The organism is Nocardia sp. NPDC047038 (genome assembly GCF_040644075.1).
In the GTDB taxonomy this organism is placed as follows: domain Bacteria; phylum Actinomycetota; class Actinomycetes; order Mycobacteriales; family Mycobacteriaceae; genus Nocardia; species Nocardia sichangensis.
The window spans coordinates 74044-92881 of sequence record NZ_JBEYVQ010000001.1; the positions used below are offsets into that span (position 1 = coordinate 74044).

At 68.8% G+C, this 18838-nt stretch carries 18 protein-coding genes; 11 read left to right on the forward strand and 7 right to left on the reverse strand.

Features of this window, described 5'->3' with window-relative positions; translation table 11 throughout:
• Positions 1-1301: PD-(D/E)XK nuclease family protein (locus ABZ824_RS00365; protein WP_356960784.1), on the forward strand; the 1301-nt coding region annotated here is incomplete at its 5' end.
• On the opposite strand, the gene ABZ824_RS00370 is transcribed toward ABZ824_RS00365, so the two are convergent.
• Entirely contained in the window at positions 1258-1671 is a 414-nt protein-coding gene (locus tag ABZ824_RS00370) for a hypothetical protein (protein WP_355079710.1), read from the reverse strand. The two genes, ABZ824_RS00365 and ABZ824_RS00370, sit on opposite strands and share 44 nt — an antisense overlap.
• Before the next feature lie 740 nt (positions 1672-2411).
• On the opposite strand from ABZ824_RS00370, the gene ABZ824_RS00375 reads away from it, so the two are divergent.
• The gene (locus tag ABZ824_RS00375; RefSeq protein WP_355079967.1) at positions 2412-3467 is read left to right on the forward strand and encodes an NAD-binding protein; all 1056 of its coding nucleotides are present in this window, start codon (positions 2412-2414) and stop codon (positions 3465-3467) included.
• Positions 3468-3512: 45 nt separating this feature from the next.
• A complete protein-coding gene (nudC, locus tag ABZ824_RS00380) occupies positions 3513-4418 on the forward strand; it encodes an NAD(+) diphosphatase (RefSeq protein WP_356960786.1) in 906 nt (301 codons plus the stop codon).
• Between the two features lie 37 nt (positions 4419-4455).
• On the opposite strand, the gene ABZ824_RS00385 is transcribed toward nudC, so the two are convergent.
• Positions 4456-4719, reverse strand: a complete 264-nt coding sequence (locus ABZ824_RS00385) for a mycoredoxin (protein ID WP_355079963.1) — start codon at positions 4717-4719, stop codon at positions 4456-4458.
• An 84-nt stretch (positions 4720-4803) separates the two neighbouring features.
• Here ABZ824_RS00385 and ABZ824_RS00390 point away from each other — a divergent pair, with 84 nt between their 5' ends.
• The 6 genes from ABZ824_RS00390 to ABZ824_RS00415 all read left to right on the forward strand — a co-directional run bounded on the left by ABZ824_RS00390 (position 4804) and on the right by ABZ824_RS00415 (position 9363).
• Positions 4804-5226: an SRPBCC family protein gene (locus tag ABZ824_RS00390; RefSeq protein ID WP_356960788.1), complete on the forward strand. Its 423-nt coding sequence runs from the start codon at positions 4804-4806 to the stop codon at positions 5224-5226.
• Complete coding sequence (locus tag ABZ824_RS00395; protein WP_356960789.1) at positions 5223-5666, forward strand: EVE domain-containing protein; 444 nt, start codon at positions 5223-5225, stop codon at positions 5664-5666. The genes ABZ824_RS00390 and ABZ824_RS00395 overlap by 4 nt, the downstream gene beginning before the upstream one ends.
• Before the next feature lie 9 nt (positions 5667-5675).
• The gene (locus ABZ824_RS00400; protein WP_355079957.1) at positions 5676-6143 is read left to right on the forward strand and encodes a MarR family transcriptional regulator; all 468 of its coding nucleotides are present in this window, start codon (positions 5676-5678) and stop codon (positions 6141-6143) included.
• 160 nt (positions 6144-6303) lie between these two features.
• Positions 6304-8451: an ATP-dependent DNA helicase UvrD2 gene (locus ABZ824_RS00405; RefSeq protein ID WP_356960790.1), complete on the forward strand. Its 2148-nt coding sequence runs from the start codon at positions 6304-6306 to the stop codon at positions 8449-8451.
• A gap of 113 nt (positions 8452-8564) precedes the next feature.
• On the forward strand, positions 8565-8903 hold the full coding sequence (locus ABZ824_RS00410) for a hypothetical protein (protein WP_355079953.1): 339 nt from the start codon (positions 8565-8567) through the stop codon (positions 8901-8903).
• Between the two features lie 175 nt (positions 8904-9078).
• Positions 9079-9363 carry a WhiB family transcriptional regulator gene (locus tag ABZ824_RS00415; protein ID WP_355079970.1) on the forward strand — a complete coding sequence of 95 codons (285 nt, stop codon included), beginning with the start codon at positions 9079-9081 and terminating at the stop codon, positions 9361-9363.
• A 229-nt stretch (positions 9364-9592) separates the two neighbouring features.
• On the opposite strand, the gene ABZ824_RS00420 is transcribed toward ABZ824_RS00415, so the two are convergent.
• From ABZ824_RS00420 to ABZ824_RS00435, 4 genes are all read right to left on the reverse strand, one after another.
• Entirely contained in the window at positions 9593-10936 is a 1344-nt protein-coding gene (locus tag ABZ824_RS00420) for an AarF/UbiB family protein (protein WP_355079951.1), read from the reverse strand.
• Between the two features lie 180 nt (positions 10937-11116).
• Positions 11117-11296: a hypothetical protein gene (locus ABZ824_RS00425; protein ID WP_356960792.1), complete on the reverse strand. Its 180-nt coding sequence runs from the start codon at positions 11294-11296 to the stop codon at positions 11117-11119.
• Positions 11296-12171, reverse strand: coding sequence for a hypothetical protein (locus tag ABZ824_RS00430; protein WP_356960793.1), 876 nt, complete (start codon positions 12169-12171; stop codon positions 11296-11298). The genes ABZ824_RS00425 and ABZ824_RS00430 overlap by 1 nt, the downstream gene beginning before the upstream one ends.
• An 85-nt stretch (positions 12172-12256) precedes the next feature.
• Positions 12257-13672, reverse strand: a complete 1416-nt coding sequence (locus tag ABZ824_RS00435; protein ID WP_356960795.1) for a zinc-dependent metalloprotease — start codon at positions 13670-13672, stop codon at positions 12257-12259.
• Between the two features lie 127 nt (positions 13673-13799).
• Here ABZ824_RS00435 and ABZ824_RS00440 point away from each other — a divergent pair, with 127 nt between their 5' ends.
• Positions 13800-14825, forward strand: a complete 1026-nt coding sequence (locus ABZ824_RS00440) for a PDZ domain-containing protein (RefSeq protein ID WP_356960796.1) — start codon at positions 13800-13802, stop codon at positions 14823-14825.
• 152 nt (positions 14826-14977) lie between these two features.
• Here the strand turns inward: ABZ824_RS00440 and ABZ824_RS00445 are convergent, their stop codons facing one another.
• On the reverse strand, positions 14978-15559 hold the full coding sequence (locus ABZ824_RS00445; RefSeq protein ID WP_355079943.1) for a PPA1309 family protein: 582 nt from the start codon (positions 15557-15559) through the stop codon (positions 14978-14980).
• 209 nt (positions 15560-15768) lie between these two features.
• Between ABZ824_RS00445 and ABZ824_RS00450 the strand changes: the two genes are divergently transcribed.
• Complete coding sequence (locus ABZ824_RS00450) at positions 15769-18771, forward strand: UPF0182 family protein (RefSeq protein WP_356960798.1); 3003 nt, start codon at positions 15769-15771, stop codon at positions 18769-18771.
• Positions 18772-18838: the final 67 nt, after the last annotated feature.

Here is an 18838-nt window from a genome sequence, read left to right on the forward strand (position 1 = left end):
TCGAGCGTGAGCCGGGCGACTACGGGCCGGGTGATGAGCCGAGTCTCACTAACGATTCGGCTTCTGGCCTGCCCGGCGATGAGCCGGAGTTCGAGCGTGAGCCGGGCGACTACGGGCCGGGTGATGAGCCGAGTCTCACTAACGATTCGGCTTCTGGCCTGCCCGGCGATGAGCCGGAGTTCGAGCATGAGCCGGGCGACTACGGGCCCGGTGATGAGCCGAGTCTCACCGGCGAATCGGCTTACTATTCACCTCGCGATGAGTCGGATTCGCGGATGAATCGACCTACTCCCCGGCTCGCTGACAAGCCGGGGTTCGCGGATGAACCGGCCTACTATCCACCCGACGACGAATACCCGCCCGACGATTTCGCGGGGGACTTCGAGGTCGGTTCCATCGAATACGCCGATCCCTACGCGGATATCGAGCCCTATTTCGGTTCGGCGCCGGACCCGGTGGAGGAGTATCTGTCCGCCGACGAACCGGCATTCGCCGCGACCGGCTTCGCTCCGCCCCCGCCGGAGGACATGTACCGCCCGCACGACGCCCGCCTTGCGCCGGATCCCGCCGATCCGGAAGGCTGGGCCGCCGACGTCGACGCCTTGCTCGCCGAACACCACGCGGCCGCGGCCGCCGACGAAGAGGTGGAACTACCTGGACAGATCGCGGCGACCGCCCTGGTCGAACTCCGGGCCGACCCGGCGAAGCTCGCCGCCCGCCTGCGTCGTCCGTTGCCCTACCCGCCGAATCCACTGGCCCGCCGGGGTACCGCGTTCCACGCCTGGGTGCAGCGGTGGTTCGGCTCCACCCGCCTGCTCGGTCTGGACGAACTGCCGGGCGCGGCCGACGGCGGCGCGGCCGACGCGGGCCTGGACGCCGAGCTGAGCGCGATGCAGGAGGCGTTCCTGAACTCGCGCTGGGCCGATCGCAGTCCGATCGAAGTCGAGATCCCGTTCGAAACCTCGATCGCGGGCACCGTGATCCGCGGCCGGATGGACGCGGTATTCGCCGAACCCGGCGGCGGCTGGATCGTGGTCGACTGGAAGACCGGCGCCGAGCCGAGCGCGGCCGAGGAACCGGCGGTCGCCATGCAGCTGGCCGTCTACCGCCTGGCCTGGGCGCGGTTGATGGCCGCCCGCGAGGGACGGCCCGAGCACGAGATGCTGCCCCGGATCGGCGCCGCATTCCACTACGTGCGCACCGGCCGCACCATCGCGCCCCCGAACCTGGCCGGTCCGGACGAACTGGCCGAGCTGATCAGGAACGCCGCGCCCGCCGGCTCACCGCCAGCGACTGGGTGACGAGCGGGATCTGCAGCGGCAGCCGCAGCGCCGAGCCGATCTTCACCAGCCGCGGCGCCTTCTCGCTGGCGAGCATGTCCGCGGCGAACTGCACGTTAGCCGGGAACACCGCGATGAACAGCAGCGCCGCCAGCCGTCCGCCGAAGCCGCGGGTGCGCGGGACCGCGAGGGCGGCGGCGACACCGATCTCGGCCGCGCCGGAGGCGTAGGTGTAGTCGCGGGCGCGTCCGGGCAGGAAGCGCGGCACGATCGAATCGAAGGGCTTCGGCCGGACGAAATGCAGCACCCCGGAGCCGAACAGCAGGGCGGCCAGGGCCAGCGCGGGCCGCCGCCCACCGTCGGACACGGACGTCAGCGTATTTTCTGCCATGCAGGCACCCTTACATCTACCCCGCTCCGCGTCGACCCCGGGCCGCTCAGGACGGTCCCCACCCGACGTACTCCGAGCCCCGCAACCGGGCAAGCGTCGTCCGCGCGGATACGGGCCGAAGCGCCCGCGAACACCTACTGCCCGACCGCGAAACCGACTCGCTCGCGTTCGAGCGGCCATCCCCGCCCACGACGCAGCTGCCAGCGGCGATCACTCGGACACGACGCCCGAGGGTGAGCCACTTCTCCGTATCCGACGGCATCGCCTCGACCATCGATTCCGAGGCGAAGCCCAAGAATCTGCCGTAGCGGTCCGGCGCGCTCGGCATGGTCGGCGCTCCCGAGGCGAACAGCGAGTGCCGGTGGGCTCGGGGCAGCCCTACAAGCCCCGGAACCGAGACCTGATGCGACCGGGCCGGCCACGGCCCGAGCGAAAGGGTCGGCTAGGTGACGACCGCGGTTCGTCTCGAGTCCACTCGGTCGCCGCGTACACGGCGGTAACGTGATTCGGCCCACTTGCAGGTCGGTCGCCTGCAGCTGTGCGCACTGATCTCGAGTTCGAATACCAGTGCACCCAGCTCACCTCGACCACGTCTTTCGAGCGAAGCGAGACCGAGCATGCCGCGAACACCCAGCGCCGAAGGCGCTGGAAAAACAAACACAGTAGGCTCCCCGGTGTGCCGGAGGGACAAGGATTACCGGGTATGACCGACACGAGCGACGAAACGACGGGTGTGCCCGGTGTTCGGTGACCGAGCGCGCAGCCTGGGCTTGGCCAGCAGGCCCGATTTCGCCCTGGTCGGACTGCTGCGCATCCCGGAAGTGCAGACCAGCCCGTGGATTTCGCTGACCAGACGGGTGCTGTTCGCGACGGGGCTGCTGTTCCTGGCCGCGCTGGTGGTCTACCTCGGACGCGACGGGTACCACGACAACTCGGGCAACGAACTGTCGTTCCTGGACGCGTTCTATTACGCGACGGTGTCGCTGTCGACCACCGGATACGGCGACATCCACCCGGTGACGCCCGAGGCGCGGCTGGCGAACATCGTCATCATCACCCCACTGCGCATCCTGTTCCTGATCGTCCTGGTCGGAACCACGCTGGGCGTGCTGACCGAACGTTCCCGGCAGGCTTTCAAGATTCAGCGATGGAGGCACACCGTGCGCAATCACACCGTGGTCGTCGGATACGGCACGAAGGGGCGGACCGCGATCGACGCCATGCTCGGCGACGGGGTGCAGCCCGCCGACATCGTCGTTGTCGACACCGACGTGGTCGCCTTGGAGGCGGCCGCGAACGCCGGGCTGGTCACGGTGCACGGCTCGGCGAGCCAGTCCGACGTGCTGCGGCTGGCCGGTGTGCAGCACGCCGACTCGGTGGTGGTCGCCACCAATCGCGACGACACCGCCGTGCTGGTCACCCTCACCGCCCGGGAGCTGAACAAGGCCGCCAAGATCGTGGTTTCGATCCGGGAGGCGGAGAACACCCACTTGGTCCGCCAGTCCGGCGCGAACTCGGTGGTGGTGTCCTCGGAGACGGCGGGCCGGTTGCTCGGCATCGCGACCACCACGCCCACGGTCGTGGAGATGATGGAAGACCTGCTCACCCCGGAGGAGGGCTTCGCCGTCGCCGAACGCGAGGTGGAGCCGTCCGAGATCGGCGGCTCGCCACGGCATCTGAGCGATATCGTCCTCGGCGTGGTGCGCAACGGGGTGCTCTACCGCGTGGGCGAGCCGGAAGTCGACGCGGTCGAGGCGGGCGACAAGCTGTTGTACATCCGTCGAGCGGGCAAGTGACCCCGGCGCGAACCGGCCGCACAGCTTCGGCGATAGTCTCGAACCGTGTCGGCATTTCAGCTCAATAGCGTTCCGTTGCTCTCCCGTTCTGTCGTCGACAGGGCCGAGCACATCCGAGGTGATGCCCAGGCCCTGAAGGAGGGCTGGGCCGAGGCCAGGCTCCTGCGGATCAACCGCCGCGGGCAGGTGCGCCTCGACGAAAGCGCCCTGATCCTGGACCCGGCCGTGGAGTTCTCCGCCGAGCCGAGCCCGGACGCGGTGTTCCTCGGTGTAGAGGAGGGCGTCCATCTGTGGGCGGTGCGTGATCCGGAGCTGGAGGGCGCGCTGACCGACCTGCGCGCGCTGGCCGGCGGCGCCGTCGACGACCGCACCGCCGCGTTGCTCTCGACCGCGATCGCGTTGCTGAACTGGCACGACAAGGCCGGGTTCCACGGCGCGGACGGCACCGTCACCATGTCGGCCAAGGCGGGCTGGTCGCGCGTCACCGAGAGCGGTTACGAGGAGTTCCCGCGCATCGATCCGGCGGTGATCTGCCTGATCCACGACGGCGGGGAGCGGGTGCTGCTCGCCCGCCAGGCCAGCTGGCCGAAGTCGCTGTTCTCGCTGCTGGCCGGGTTCGTCGAGGCGGGCGAGTCGCTGGAGCGCTGCGTGGAGCGCGAGATGCGCGAGGAAGTCGGCCTCGACGTGCGCGAGATCACCTACCTGGGCAGCCAGCCGTGGCCGTTCCCGCGCTCGCTGATGCTCGGGTTCGCCGCGGTGGCCGATCCCACACAGCCGCTGACCTTCACCGATGGTGAGATCGCCGAGGCCGACTGGTTCACCCGCGCACAGGTGCGCGAAACGTTGGCGGTGGGCGACTGGTCGAATCGGGACGGGGGCGCCCGGTTGCTGCTGCCCGGCTCGATCTCCATCGCGCGCACGATCATCGAATCCTGGGCCGCGATCGACTAGCGCGCGCGGGCCGATGCGACCCGCGCGCGGCGGCTGATCAGGACAGACCGGCGAGGACCTGCTTGACCGCCGCCAGCGACGGGTTCGTCGCGGTGGAACCGTCGGCGAACTTCACGGTGGGCACGACGTGGTTGCCCCCGTTCACGCTGCCGACGAATTCGGCCGACGCCGGGTCTTGCTCGATATCGATCTCGACGTAGCCGATGCCCGCCTCGTCCAGCTGCTTCTTGAGCCTGCGGCAGTAGCCGCACCAGGTGGTCGAGTACATCGTCAGGGTGGGGTTCGCGTCAGTCACGGACACTGCAACGCCGGACGTCCGCGCACTGTTCCAACTCGAACCATATCCCGACTTGCGCGGCATTTAGTATGCGCGCATACTAAATCCATGACGATCATCGCCACCGCGCACGCCACCTCCAGTGCGCCGCCGACCGCCTTCTTCGCCCGCTGGGCCGACATGGCCACCTGGCCGGAGTGGAACACCGACACCGAGTGGGTGCGCTTGGACGGACCGTTCGCCGAGGGCGCCACCGGGACGTTGCGGCCGAAAGGCGGCCCGAAGATCCGGTTCGTCGTCGCGCGTCTGACCGATCGCGAGTTCGTCGACGTCTCGAAACTGTTCGGCGCGCGGCTCACCTTCGCCCACGAGGTCGCCGTCGCGGAAAACCGCACCACGGTCACCGTCACGGTCTCGATCGACGGACCGCTGCGCTTGTTGTGGACCAAGATCCTGGGCGCCGACCTGGCGAAATCCGTGCAGCCCGACCTGGACGCACTGGTGGCCGTCGCCGAGGGGGTCCCGGCATGAGTGCTACCGGTTCGAGCGCGAAGTACTGGCTGGCCGTCGTGTCCAGGGAACATGTCCGGCGCGGTGTCGAGCTGGGCATCGCCCAGGCGAACCACGGCAAGCGCGCTGCGGTGGAACGCATGCGGCCGGGCGACGGATTGGTGTACTACTCGCCGCGCGAGGGCATGCGGGCCGGAGCGCCGGTGCGCTCGTTCACCGCGATCGGCACCATCGACGACCACCCGGCCTGGCAGGCCGACCCGCAGGACGGCGGTTGCTTCCGGCCGTGGCGCCGTTCGGTCAGCTACCGAGCCGAAGCGCGGGAGGCGCCGATCGATACGCTGCGTGACGAACTGGACCTCACCAGCGTGCCGAACTGGGGGATGATCCTGCGTCGTGGCCTGATAGAACTCAGCCCGCACGACTACGCGCTGATCGCGCGGGAGATGACCGACGAGTGAGGGAGGCCGATGCACGAGGCGGGGGACGGCGGACTGCGTTCCAGATTTCGCGCGGCAGAGGAAAGTCCCGGACTGTTGCTGTGGCAAGTGACCAACCGCTGGCAGGCGGCACAGCGGGCGGCGCTCGCTCCCTTCGACCTGACCCACGTGCAATTCGTGCTGCTGGCTTCGCTCACCTACCTCGCCGCCGGCCGCGAGGATCCGGTCCGGCAGCGTGACCTGGCGGAATACGCCGCCACCGATCCGATGATGACCTCTCAGGTGTTGCGCGCCCTGGCGCAGAAGGGCCTGATCGAACGCCGCGACCACCCCAGCGACCGCCGGGCGAAGGCCCTGGTCGCCACCGAAGCGGGCGTGGCGCTGGTGAACCGGGCCATCGTCGCGGTGGAGGAATGCGACGCGGAGTTCTTCGCGCCGCTCGGCTCGCAAGACAGCGCCCCCTTCGCTCGTTCCCTGCGGTTGCTGAGCGACCGCTGAACGCCACGCGCCCGGCCGCCCGAAGCGGCGACGAGGCGTACAACGGGCGGTCGCGTGCGGCGCACGGCTACCGCGCCGATGCCGTCTCTTGCCTCAGCGCCGGTCTGCTCGCGAGCGGCTGCTCCCGACCGCGGCCGGTTGTGTGTCGGTGGGCGCTGTCATGATGGATCGCGTGCCCGCTCTCGACCTCGCAGACCTCGATCCCGAGCAGGCCGCCGCCGTGCGAGCACCGCGCGGCCCGGTGTGCGTGCTCGCGGGCGCGGGCACCGGAAAGACCAGGACCATCACCTATCGCATCGCGCATCAGATCGCGCAGGGGCACGTCAAAGCCGATCAGGTGCTCGCGGTGACGTTCACCGCTCGGGCCGCTGGGGAACTGCGGACCCGGCTGCGGGCCCTCGGTCTCGGCGGGGAAGCGACCCAGGTGCAGGCGCGGACGTTCCACGCGGCGGCGTTGCGGCAGCTGAAGTACTTCTGGCCGCAGATCGTCGGTGACGTGCCGTGGCGGCTGATCGATGCGAAGTTCCCGATCGTCGCGCAGGCGGCGCACCAGGCCGGGCTGTCCACGGCCACTGACAGCGTGCGCGACCTGCTGAGCGAAATCGAGTGGGCGAAAGCCTCGCTCATCGCTCCGGAGGATTACACGGCGGCGGTCGCGAAGCAGCGGCGCGAGACGCCCTACGAGGCACTGCGTGTCGCGGACGTCTACGCGGGTTACGAGAAGCTCAAGGCGACGCCGGACGGGCTGCTGCTGGATTTCGACGACCTGCTGCTGCATACGGCCGCAGCGCTGGAGGACTATCCGGCGGTGGCCGACGAATTCCGCGGCCGCTACCGCAGTTTCGTCGTCGACGAGTACCAGGACGTCACCCCGCTGCAACAGCGCGTGCTCGACGCTTGGCTCGGCGACCGCGACGACCTGACCGTCGTCGGCGACGCCAACCAGACCATCTATTCGTTCACCGGCGCCACGCCGAGCTACCTGCTGGACTTCTCCCGGCGCTTCCCCGACGCCACCGTGGTCCGGCTGGAACGCGACTATCGGTCGACTCCGCAGGTGGTGTCGCTGGCCAATCGGGTGATCGGAGCGGCGCGCGGGCGCATCGCGGGTACCAGGCTGCAACTGATCGGCCAGCGCGCCGACGGGCCCGAGCCGGTGTTCGCCGAATACGACGACGCGCCTGCGGAGGCCGCGGCGGTGGCCGAGGCGATCGGCCGGCTCGTCGCGGCGGGCACACCGACCGCCGAGATCGCCGTGCTCTATCGGATCAACGCCCACTCGGAGAGCTACGAGCAGGCGCTCACCGAGCGCGGTATCCCCTACCAGGTGCGCGGCGGCGAGGGCTTCTTCGCGCGCGCCGAGGTCAGGCAGGCCGTGCAGGCACTGCGGCAAGCCGCCGCCCGCGACGACCTGCCCGACCAGGCGCGCAGCGGCAACTCCCTGGTCTCGCTGGTCCGCGCGGTGCTCGCGCCGCTCGGCCTGACCGCCACGGAACCCGCGGGCGCCCAGGCGCGTGAACGTTGGACCTCGCTGGTAGCGCTGGTGCGGCTGACCGAGGAACTCGTCGGCCACGACGACCGGCTCGACCTCACCGGGCTGCTGCGCGAGCTCGCGACTCGCGCCGAGGCCAGGCATCCACCCACGGTGCAGGGCGTCACGCTGGCCTCCCTGCACGCCGCCAAGGGGTTGGAGTGGGACGCCGTGTTCCTCGTCGGGCTGTCGGACGGAACCATGCCGATCGCGCACGTCCTCGCCGACGACGGCTCCGTCGCCGACGAGGCGGCGCTCGAGGAGGAACGGCGGCTGCTCTACGTCGGGGTCACCAGGGCGCGCGAACATCTGCGGCTGTCCTGGGCGCTGGCCAGGAACGAGGGCGGCAGGCGCAGCAGGCGGCGTTCGCGCTTCCTCAACGGTCTCGTGCCGGATGATTCGCCCGCCTCGCGGATCGCGGCACCGCCGTCGGCCCCGAACGGTGTCCGCCCGACCTGCCGGGTCTGCGCGAAACCGCTGATCGGCACCTACGCGACCATGCTCGGCCGCTGCCGCCGTTGCCCGGCCGAGCTGGACGCGGAATTGCTTGCGGCACTGCGGGACTGGCGTGCGGAGAAGGCGGAGGCGCTGCGGGTGCGCGAATTCGTCGTGTTCACCGACACCACGCTCACCGCGATCGCCGAACAACAGCCCGCCGACGACGCCGCGCTGGCCGCGATCGCGGGCATCGGTGCGAAGAAGATCGACCAGTTCGGCGCAGATGTGCTCGCGATCGTGGCGTCCCGGCTTCGATCCACATCACAAAACCGCAGGTAGAAAATAGGTTGTCCCGCTCGACGATCTTGCCTATGGTGGATTTCACGCACCGGGAGGGCATCTCGGCGCGCACAGTTACCGACACACAACGAGTACAGGAGGGAGGCAGAGCAATGGACAACATCATGAACTTCGGCGCCAGTGGCGTTGCGGTCTATGCGCCCATGGCGGCCTCCCGGGGGATCCTCGCCTTGCAGGGGATCGGTCTGTCCGGAATCGGTGCGTTCGGCATGTCCGGCACGCAAGTGAATTGCCTTGCCATGCATGCGTCGAACCGCACCCAGATTCAGGGCAAGCCCAGCGCGGGCTGGCACCCGACGGCTGTCGAGGCAGCAGTCGGTGTCTTCGCGGATGAAGTCGGCTTCGAGCCGGCGGATCCGCGGGCAGCACGCCTCCGCACCGCACACCCAGCGACCGTGAACAGGACTCGACACAGATGTCGACCTAGGTAGGGAACTCCTCCCCGACCTCCTGGCCACGGATCGCAAGACAGCGAAACCGTGGCCAGTATTCTCCGGCCCTTCAGCCGACCGGCACCGGTTTCGCCACAACAAACGAACCGCTGCAAACGAGCTGAAGGAGAACGACGTGTTCACCGCACAGAGTTGGCCGCAGGCCACTACTGACGTGACATGCCGAACCGTGGCGTCGCCTACTCGGACCCAGGAGATCACCAAGGTCCTGCCCTGCCGTGCTGGAGACCCGGACCTCTGGTTCGCCGAGAGCCCGGTCCAGTTGGAGCAGGCCAAGGCGCTGTGCGCGACCTGCCCGATCCGCAAGGGCTGCCTGAGCGCCGCCATGGATCGTGGTGAGCCATGGGGTGTTTGGGGTGGTGAGATCTTCGACCAGGGTGTCGTGATCGCCCGCAAGCGTCCCCGTGGTCGTCCGCGCAAGGTCGCGGTCCCGGCATGAGCCGGGGAGTAACTTCCCTCCCTCCGGTCGATGTGCTCGATTCGGTCGGTCCCGGCACGGGCCGAGCCAACGAACGAGAAAGCAGACCAGCCGCCCACCGTTGTCTGGTGGGCGGCTGGTCTGCTTTGCAGCGCCTGCGGCGCTGCGAACGGCGCTCGTAAGACTCGCACCCGACGGGGCCGGGGGGTGGCGTGAGCTATCGCTTCGACCAAGTTCGAGGGGGTTCTGCTCAGGAGGCGGTGCGTTCCTCGGTGAAGCCGGGCATCCAGGTGCGGACCAATTGCATGAACGGCAGTTCGGCGTCGAGTTGCGCCAGGATGCCGACGGAGCCGCCGAGTACCCGGAAGATCATCACGTACTGCGCCGGAAGTTGCAGTGCGCGTGCGGTTTTCATCTCCGGGCTGGAAATCTCCGAAGCCTTGCCCGCGACCCGCTGCATCCACCTGCGGGTGAAGTGGAACGAGTCGGCCTGGATCGGGTCGGTGAACGGCCGCAGGTAGTCGGCGATCTCCTGGTGGGTGACCACTCGGCCGGGGATCACCCAGCCGTGGTCGTACAGCAGTTCGGTGAGTTCGGCGAAGCGCTCCTCGACCGCGAGGGCCAGCATTCGGCCAAGCACCGGGGGGAAACCGTCCGGCATCGGTGCGCAGGCTCCGAAATCGATCACCGCCAACTTGCCGTCGGGCAGCATCATGAAATTGCCAGGGTGCGGGTCGGCGTGCAGGAGTCCGACCACCTCCGGTGAGGAGAAGTGGAACCGGCCCATCAGCCCCGCGACGCGATTGCGCAGCGCACGGGTGCCCTCCGGATCCTCGGCGCCCTGCTTGATGATCGTGGAGACGGGGACGCCGTCCAGCCATTCGGTGACGATCACCTTCGGCGCGCTCGCCACCACCTTCGGCACCACGATCTCGGCGTGCCCGTCGAAGCCCTTGGCGAATGCGCGCTGGTTGGCGGCTTCGTTGCGGTAGTCCAGCTCCTCTTCGGTGCGCTCGGTGATCTCGGCGAGAATCGGCTTCACGTCCGCGCCGGGGATCACGGAAGCGACCAGACCGGACATGCGAGACAGGGTCTTGAGATCGGCGCGCAGCGCCTCGTCGGCGCCGGGGTACTGCACCTTCACCGCGACGGTGCGCCCATCCGACCACACCGCCCGGTGCACCTGCCCGATGCTGGCCGACGCGGCCGGGGCGTCGTCGAACTCACGGAAGCGGGTCCGCCACTGGGTGCCGAGCTGCTGGTCGAGCACGCGGTGGACGGTCGCGGCCGGCATCGGCGGCGCGGCGGCCTGCAGCTTGGTGAGCGCCTCGCGATAGTGCTCGCCGAACTCCTCGGGGACCGCGGCCTCCATCACGCTGAGCGCCTGCCCGAACTTCATCGCGCCGCCCTTGAGCTCGCCGAGCACCGTGAACAGCTGCTCCGCGGCCTTCTGATTGAGCTGCGCGTTGATCTCCGACTTGTCGCCTCCGGCGAGCTTCTTGCCGAACCCCACGGCCGCCCGCCCGGCTATGCCGAGTGGAATCTTGGCCAACTTGGCGTTGCGGGACGAGCGACGGCGCACGATCTCAGACACGTACCCATCATGGCGGACGGACCGGCCGGTCGGCCACGGCAATCTTGATCACCATCGACTTCAGTGCCCATGACCTGCGGAAACGAGTGCGCACATGCATGCGGGGTACCGGTCCCGTCCGCGCCGACCGAGGGTGTGAATCCGAATTCAGTTCGAGAGTCGCGTTCGGGATGGCGGGGCTCATCCAGGGCAGATCAGCTTCAGCGAGGTATCCGGCCGCCAGTCCAGCGCGGCGAAGGTGATCTTGTCCCGCGCCCGCCACGCCCACGGTGCGGAGTCAGTGACCGACGTCGCCGTCGGTGGGATGGACCGATGCGGTTCGTGCTCGCGGTCGACAGATGAGTTCCTGGGTGGAGGCATCACGGCGGTATTCCGACGCCGTGCGCTGCGGAAAGGTGCACGCACCCGCAGTCGGGATGGCGGTCCCATCGGCGGCGATCGAGGGTGTGGGAGTCCAGGTCCAGTTCCAGCGTCGCGTTCAAGGTGGCGGGGGTTCGTCGGGGCGAGCAGTCGATGATCGTTTCGAGTTCGGCGAGGGCGATTGCCGTGGTGGCGGCGATTCCGGCGGGGGAGGCGTGGCCGATGCGGCCGAGTAGTTGGGCCGCCAGGTGTGGCCAGTCGGTGTCGTTCCGTGCGCGGATCAGGTCCGCGCAGCGCAGGCAGCTGGTGACGCCCGGCAACACCAAGGGACCGATGACGCCCTTGCTGTCGCGGATGCGCAGTGAAAGATGCGGGATCTGGTGCAGCACTAGATCACTCACCAGTCGGGGGTCGGGCATCAGCGTGTCGGCGAGCACCACGAGGTCCACTCCCCAGGACCGCGCCGTCGCCGTACCGGTGGGGTAGTCCCGGGAACGGCTCGGCCGCATACCGAGCGCCCGCAAGCCGGCCGACACCGCGTCCGACAGCGGCCCGAGGCCGTGTACTCGCACTGTTCGCACGTGACCGGCCCGGTCCTCCGGGTGGTCCAGCAGTCCGGCTTCGTCGACCAGCGTGAGCAATGCCACGGCGCGTTCGGCATCGATACCGCATTCTCCGGCGCGCCAGATGATCTGCGGCTTGGTGCGCAGGCCGTCGAGCAGGCGGAGGAAGGTGACGACGGTCTCCGCGTCCATGCCTTCCGGATCGAGCACCACGGCGGTTTCTGGATCGCACCCGAGTTGGACGACGCCGGTCGGGCGGACCAGGACGGTAACCCGCGGACGCAATCGAGGACCACGACACATCGTTGTCATGTCATCAGTATGCGAACCCCGCGGGGTGCGGCCCGTGGCGAAATCCTTGGTTATCCACAGGATTTCGCGTCATCCACAGCCTGGATCAGGAGGCTTCGCCGCCTTCTTTGCCCAGGTCAGGGCCGGTGTTGTCGTCGTCCTTTTGCTCGCGTGCTGCTCGCTCACGAGCCTCGGTTTCGGCCAATTGCGCCAGCGGGTCGTCGAAGACGGTGGCGCCGCCGCCGATGACCGAGTCGATGAAACCTGCGGGGGAGTCCAGGTCGTCGGAATCCGGCAGCAGGTCCGGGTGCGCCCACACGCGGTCGCGGGCGGTCATGCCCGCGTCGCTGGTGAGCCTGCGCCACAGCGCCGCCGCCTCGCGCAGCTTGCGCGGACGCAACTCCAGCCCGACCAGCGTGGCGAAGGTCTGTTCCGCGGGACCGCCGGTGGCGCGCCGCCTGCGCAGCGTCTCCGCCAGCGCGCCCGCGCCGGGCAAGCGGTCGCCCACGGCGTCGGCGACGACCACCTGCACCCAGCCCTCGATGAGCGCCAGCAGCGTTTCCAGCCGTTCCAGCGCCTGCTTCTGCTCGGGCGTGGTCTGCGGCTCGAACGTGCCCTGGGCCAAGATCTCCTCGAGCTTCGACGGATCGGTCAGCGACATCGGGTCGATGTTCTGCGCGGCCTGCTCCATCGCGGAGAAGTCCATCCGGATGCCGCGCGCGTAGTCCTCGACCGCGCCGAGCACCTGCTGACGCAGCCACGGCACGTGCGCGAACAGCCGCTGGTGGGCGGCCTCACGCGCGGCGAGGAACACCAGGATCTCGCTTTCCGGCTGCTCCAGTCCGGCACTGAACTCCGAGATCGCCGCGGGCAGCAGCGCCGCGGTGCCGGTAGGGCCGAGCGGAAGGCCGATGTCGGTGGAGGTCAGTACCTCTTTGGCGAGCTGGCCGAGCGCTTGGCCGAGCTGCGATCCGAAGGCCAGGCCGCCCATCTGGCCAAGCATGCCGACCATCGGCGCGGCGAACTGCCTGGCCTCTTCCGGCAGCGCCGCGGTCCACATGCCCGAAATCTGCTCGGCGACCGGGTCGCACAGCCGCTGCCAGGTGGGCAGGGTCTGCTCGATCCAGTCGTTGGCGGTCCACGCGACCGTCTTGGCGGCGCCCGCGGGCAGGGTGGTCGCGCCGTCGAGCCAGAGTTCGGCGAGGTGCGCGGCGTCGGTCACCGCGCCCGCGGCGCCCGAGCTCACCGGGGCGACGGTCGGGCCGAGCTGCTGGCGGGCCAGCCGCTTGGCGACGTCGTAGTTCACCGGCCCGGCCTGCGCCGAGCCCGGTTGTCCCATGCCGCTGAGCATCTGGCCGAGCGAGGTCAGCATCTGGCCGAGTTGCGCCGGGTCGAACCCGCCCGCGCCGGACCCACCGATACCGAAACCGAACGGGTCGTTCGGGCCGGGACCGCTCGGCTCGTCACCGCGCTTGCGATCGTCGTCGTCGCGGTTCGAGAATCCGAAGGGGAGGTCGTTCATGCTCTTCACGTTACGCGTGTAGCACAGCGTCCCTGTGTTCGCGCGGCGCGAAACCGGAGGCGGCGCGCCCGGGCGAAATGACCGCCTCCGCCCACTCACGCCGCGGGCTGTCATTACTGTGGTCCAGGTGAATCGTCGGATCCTCACCCTGGTGGCCGCACTGATCCCGGTGCTCGTGCTCGGTGTCGTCGGCAGCGTACTGACTGTGCCGTTCGTCGCACTCGGGCCCGGCCCCACCTTCAACACCCTCGGCACGGTGGACGGCAAGGACGTCGTCGATGTGCGGGGCACCGAGATCGATCCGACCACGGGTCATCTCAACATGACCACGGTGTCGGTGCGCGACGGGCTGAGCATCTTCGAGGCGTTCGGCTTCTGGGCCAGCGGCAAGCACGGCCTGGTGCCGCGCTCGGAGGTCTACCCGCCCGGCGTGTCGCGCGAGGAGATCGACAAGTCCAACCAAGAGGACTTCAAGGACTCGGAGGGCAACGCGGAGGTCGCCGCCCTGCACTACCTGAACCTGCCCACGGTCGTGCTGCTGCGCAAGGTGTCCGACGACGGGCCCGCCCACGACGCGCTGCGCGCGGGTGACGAGCTGATCAGCATCAACGGCACGCCGATGACGACACCCAAGGATGTCGTGACCGCGGTCTCGTCCCAGGCGCCCGGCAGCACGCTCACCGTGGTTTTCCGGCGCGACAACGCCGAGCAGACCGCGTCGATCGTGCTCGGCGCCCGCCCCGGCGACCCGGCCAAGGGCTACCTCGGCGTGACGCCGGGCGAGGGCGCCCGGCCGCCGCTCGAGGTCGCGTTCAATCTCGCCGACATCGGAGGCCCCTCGGCGGGTCTGATGTTCAGCCTGGCCCTGATCGACAAGCTCACCCCCGGCGAACTGGACGGCGGCAAGTTCGTCGCGGGCACCGGAACCATCGATCAGGACGGCAAGGTGGGGCCGATCGGCGGCATCCAGTACAAGATGATGGCCGCGCGGGACGCGGGCGCGGAGACCTTCATGGTCCCCGCCGCCAACTGCGACGAGGCCAAACAGCGGACTCCCGACGGCCTGCGGCTGGTGCGCGTCGAGACCCTCACCGGCGCGGTGCAGTCGCTCAACGAGATCAACACCGGCAAGGAACCGGTCGGCTGCGGGTGAGCCGGATCGTTCGGCCGGTCGACAACCCGCGACGGAAGCCGCGCGACTCGCCCGGACCGCGCAGCGGCTGGTGATCCCGACCGAAGAACGCCGCGCGCCCGGCCGTTGAACCGCGATCGGGCCGCGCAGCGCCGCACCGGAGCGTCAGCGCTTCACTCCAGGGTGTGATGCAGCGCTTCGACGAGGTTCGGCGCCAGATTGGGGTAGGTGCGCAGGTCGAGGTCGCCGAAATCGTCCGCGTCGTCCGCGGGGCGCAGCTGCAACAGGCACAGCGACGCGCCGTCGCGCAGCACCGCGGCGAACAACCGGGCCTCCCGGCGCTCCGGGTGCGCCTCGGCGGCGGCGCGCGCGGCCGCGTCGGCGGCATCGTGGTCGGCCAGCAGCGGGGCGAGCGCGTCGTCGAGCGTCGATTCGGCGTCCGGAGGGAGCACCACGATCTCCTGCACCAGCACACAACCGCGGACGGCGGGGGGCCAGCTGGTGGTGGCCAGGAATTCGTCCAGGGCGATCGAGCCGCCGGTGATGTCGTCCGGGAAAGCTTCCTGGGCCACCGGCGTCAGCTCGTCGCCCTCGTCGAGCTGATCCTCCAGTTCCGGCTGCGCCGCGACCAGATCCGCGGTCGGCACCAGGGCGAACATCTGCGGGGGACGGCCCCACCCCTCGGCATCGACGAATTCCGCCACCTCCCGGACGGATCGGGCAAGGACGAGTTCGGCGTGCAGGTCTGGGGTCACGCGAACATCCAATCAAACCGCAGGCGCGGACAGCCGGAAACCCGGGCGATCGGTTCCCGGCGCGGCAAGCGCAACCCTGCCAGCTGCATGGTGTCCGATTTCCGTAGAGTGGGCCGAGACGGTCCGGAAGGACCACCCGCAACATCGGACTGCGGCGCATCGGCCGAGCGTATCGGTGCGAGCGTCGCCGGACCTTGGAGAGTGGCATCGTGGGCATGCGGCCCCCCACCGGCTTACCTTCGCTGTCCCGACGCAGCCGTGTGCTGCTGGTGGCGGCCATCGTCCTAGCGGCGTTACTGCTGCTCGGGCCGCGGTTGACGGACACCTACACGAATTGGCTGTGGTTCGGCGAGGTCGGCTTCCGCAACGTGTATCTCACCGTGCTGCGGACCAGGGTGCTGCTGTTCCTCGTCGTGGCGGCCTTCGTCGGCCTGGTGGTCTGGCTGGCGCTGCTGCTGGCCTACCGCACCAGGCCGGTGTTCGTGCCGGTGGCGGGCCCGAACGATCCGATCGCGCGCTACCGCACCACCGTGATGAGCAGGCTGCGGCTGTTCGGCGTCGGCATCCCGGTGCTGCTGGGCCTGCTGTCGGGTCTGGTGGCGCAGTCGAACTGGGTGACGGTGCAGCTGTTCCTCCACGGCGGATCGTTCGGCGAGAAGGATCCGGAGTTCGGCCTCGACGTCGGCTTCTACGCCTTCGACCTGCCCTTCTACCGGATGGTGCTGAACTGGCTGTTCGTCGCGGTGGTGATCGCGTTCTTCGCCAGCCTGGTCACCCACTACGTCTTCGGCGGCCTGCGGCTGACCGGCCGCGAGGGCACGCTCACCCGCCCCGCGCGCATCCAGCTCGCCGTACTGGCCGGGATCTTCGTCCTGCTCAAGGCGATCGCCTACTGGTTCGACCGCTACGAACTGCTTTCCAGCAGCCGCAAGGAACCCACTTTCACCGGCGGTTCGTACACCGACATCAACGCGGTGCTGCCCGCCAAGCTGATCCTGCTGTCCATCGCGGTGATCTGCGCGCTGGCCTTCTTCGCGGGCATCGTGCTGCGCGATCTGCGGGTGCCCGCGATGGCCGCCGCGCTGCTGGTGCTGTCCTCGATCCTGGTCGGCGCGGTGTGGCCGCTGGTGGTCGAACAGTTCTCGGTGCGGCCGAACGCCGCGGACAAGGAGAGCGAGTACATCGAACGCAACATCGCCGCCACCAGGCAGGCGTTCGGCATCACCGACGACAGGATCGATTACAAGGACTACAAGGGCGAGAGCAGCAAGAGCCCGCTCGAGGTGCCGGTCGACGCCGCGACCGTCGGCAACGCCAGGCTGCTCGACCCGAACATCCTCTCGCCCACCTTCACGCAGCTGCGCCAGCTGAAGAACTTCTACGGCTTCCCGGAGTCGCTGGACATCGACCGCTACAACCTCGACGGTGACGTCCAGGACTACATCGTCGCCGCCAGGGAGCTCTCGCCCGCGGCGCTGAGCGGCAACCAGACCGACTGGATCAACCGCCACACCGTGTACACCCACGGCAACGGCTTCGTCGCCGCCCCGGCCAACCGGGTGAACAAGCCGCCGTCGGACGATCCGAATGCCGCGGGGGGCAGCGGCGACGGCGGTTATCCGATCTTCATGGTCAGCGATCTGTTCACGCCGGCGGACAAGCAGCGGATCAAGGTGGACCAGCCGCGCGTCTACTTCGGCGAGCTGATCTCGCAGGCGAACCCGGACTACGCGATCGTCGGCGCGATGGACGGCCAGCGTCCGCGCGAGTACGACTCCGACACCGCCCAGTACACCTACACCGGCAAGGGCGGCGTGCCGATCGGCAACTGGTTCAACCGCCTGGCCTTCGCGGCCAAATACGCCGAGCGCAACATCCTGTTCTCCTCGGCCATCGGCGACGACTCGAAGATCATCTTCAACCGCAGCCCGCGCGAGCGGGTGCAGAAGGTCGCGCCCTGGCTGACCACCGACGGCAACGCCTACCCCGCGGTTGTCGGCGGACGGATCGTCTGGATCGTGGACGCCTACACCACGCTGGACAACTACCCGTACGCGCAGACCACCTCGCTGGAGGGCGCGCTGGAGGACAGCATCGACAAGAAGACCGGGCGGCTGCTGCCGCGTAAGGCGGTCAGCTACATCCGCAACTCGGTGAAGGCGACGGTCGACGCGTACGACGGCAGCGTCACGCTCTACGAGGTGGACTCCTCGGACCCGGTGCTGAAGGCATGGCGCGGAGTGTTCCCGGGCGCGGTGAAGCCGGAGAGCGAGATCTCGCCGGAACTGCGGGCGCACTTCCGCTACCCGGAGGATCTGTTCAAGGTGCAGCGCGAGATGCTGTCGAAGTATCACGTGGACGATCCCCGAGAATTCTTCACCAACAACGCTTTCTGGTCGGTTCCCGCCGACCCGACCACCGAGGGCGGGACCACCGCCAACCAGCCGCCGTATTACGTGCTGCTGGGCGACCCGAAAACGAACAAGCCGACGTTCAATTTGACCAGTGCGATGACCGGCTACAACCGGCCTTATCTCGCGGCCTATATCTCGGTGCGTTCCGACCCGGACGGCTACGGGAAATTCACGATTCTTCGATTGCCAACGGACACACAGACATTGGGTCCGCAGCAGACGCAGAACCGGATGACGACCTCGCCTGAGGTGTCCCGCGAGAAAACGCTGCTGTCCAATTCGAACAAGATCAAATATGGCAATCTGCTGACCCTGCCGGTCGCGGACGGCGGAATCCTCTATGTGGAGCCGTTCTACAACGAACGCAACACCGGGCCGAACACGGCGACCTTCCCGCAGCTGCTGCGGGTGCTGGTGAGCTATCGCGACGAGGCGGGCAACGTCAAGGTCGGCTACGCCTCGACTTTGGCGGACGCGCTGAACCAAGTGATCCCCGGCGCGGGCGCGCTGGCGACGCCGTTCGGCGGTGACTCGGGCACCAGGCCCAAGCCGGGCACCACTCCGGTCCCCGCCGAGAACGGCAACAACGGGACCAGTAACGCCTCGACACCGCCGCCCGCTTCGGTCCCGCCACCGGCGACGGGATCGTCCGCCGCCAAGGACGCCGCGGCGGCCGAGCTCAACCGCAAGATCGAGAACGTGCGCAACGCCATGCGCAGCGGGAACTTCCAGGACTTCGGCCGTGCGCTGGACGAGCTGGACGCCGCGGTCAAGGCGTATCAGGACGCCGGTCGCTGAGTAGTGCCGCCGGATAGGACCGGCACGAAGAAAGACGCCGCCATCATCGCGATGGCGGCGTCTTTCT

What these genes read in the sequence shown, in the direction of transcription:
- ABZ824_RS00370 (WP_355079710.1), bottom strand. Translation starts at nt 1,671, where the DNA reads ATGGCAGAAAATACGCTGACGTCCGTGTCCGACGGTGGGCGGCGGCCC.
- ABZ824_RS00390 (WP_356960788.1), top strand. Translation starts at nt 4,804, where the DNA reads ATGACGATCATCGCCACCGCGCACGCCACCTCCAGTGCGCCGCCGACC.
- ABZ824_RS00395 (WP_356960789.1), top strand. Translation starts at nt 5,223, where the DNA reads ATGAGTGCTACCGGTTCGAGCGCGAAGTACTGGCTGGCCGTCGTGTCC.
- ABZ824_RS00400 (WP_355079957.1), top strand. Translation starts at nt 5,676, where the DNA reads ATGCACGAGGCGGGGGACGGCGGACTGCGTTCCAGATTTCGCGCGGCA.
- ABZ824_RS00405 (WP_356960790.1), top strand. Translation starts at nt 6,304, where the DNA reads ATGATGGATCGCGTGCCCGCTCTCGACCTCGCAGACCTCGATCCCGAG.
- ABZ824_RS00410 (WP_355079953.1), top strand. Translation starts at nt 8,565, where the DNA reads ATGGACAACATCATGAACTTCGGCGCCAGTGGCGTTGCGGTCTATGCG.
- ABZ824_RS00425 (WP_356960792.1), bottom strand. Translation starts at nt 11,296, where the DNA reads ATGCCTCCACCCAGGAACTCATCTGTCGACCGCGAGCACGAACCGCAT.
- ABZ824_RS00430 (WP_356960793.1), bottom strand. Translation starts at nt 12,171, where the DNA reads ATGACAACGATGTGTCGTGGTCCTCGATTGCGTCCGCGGGTTACCGTC.
- ABZ824_RS00435 (WP_356960795.1), bottom strand. Translation starts at nt 13,672, where the DNA reads ATGAACGACCTCCCCTTCGGATTCTCGAACCGCGACGACGACGATCGC.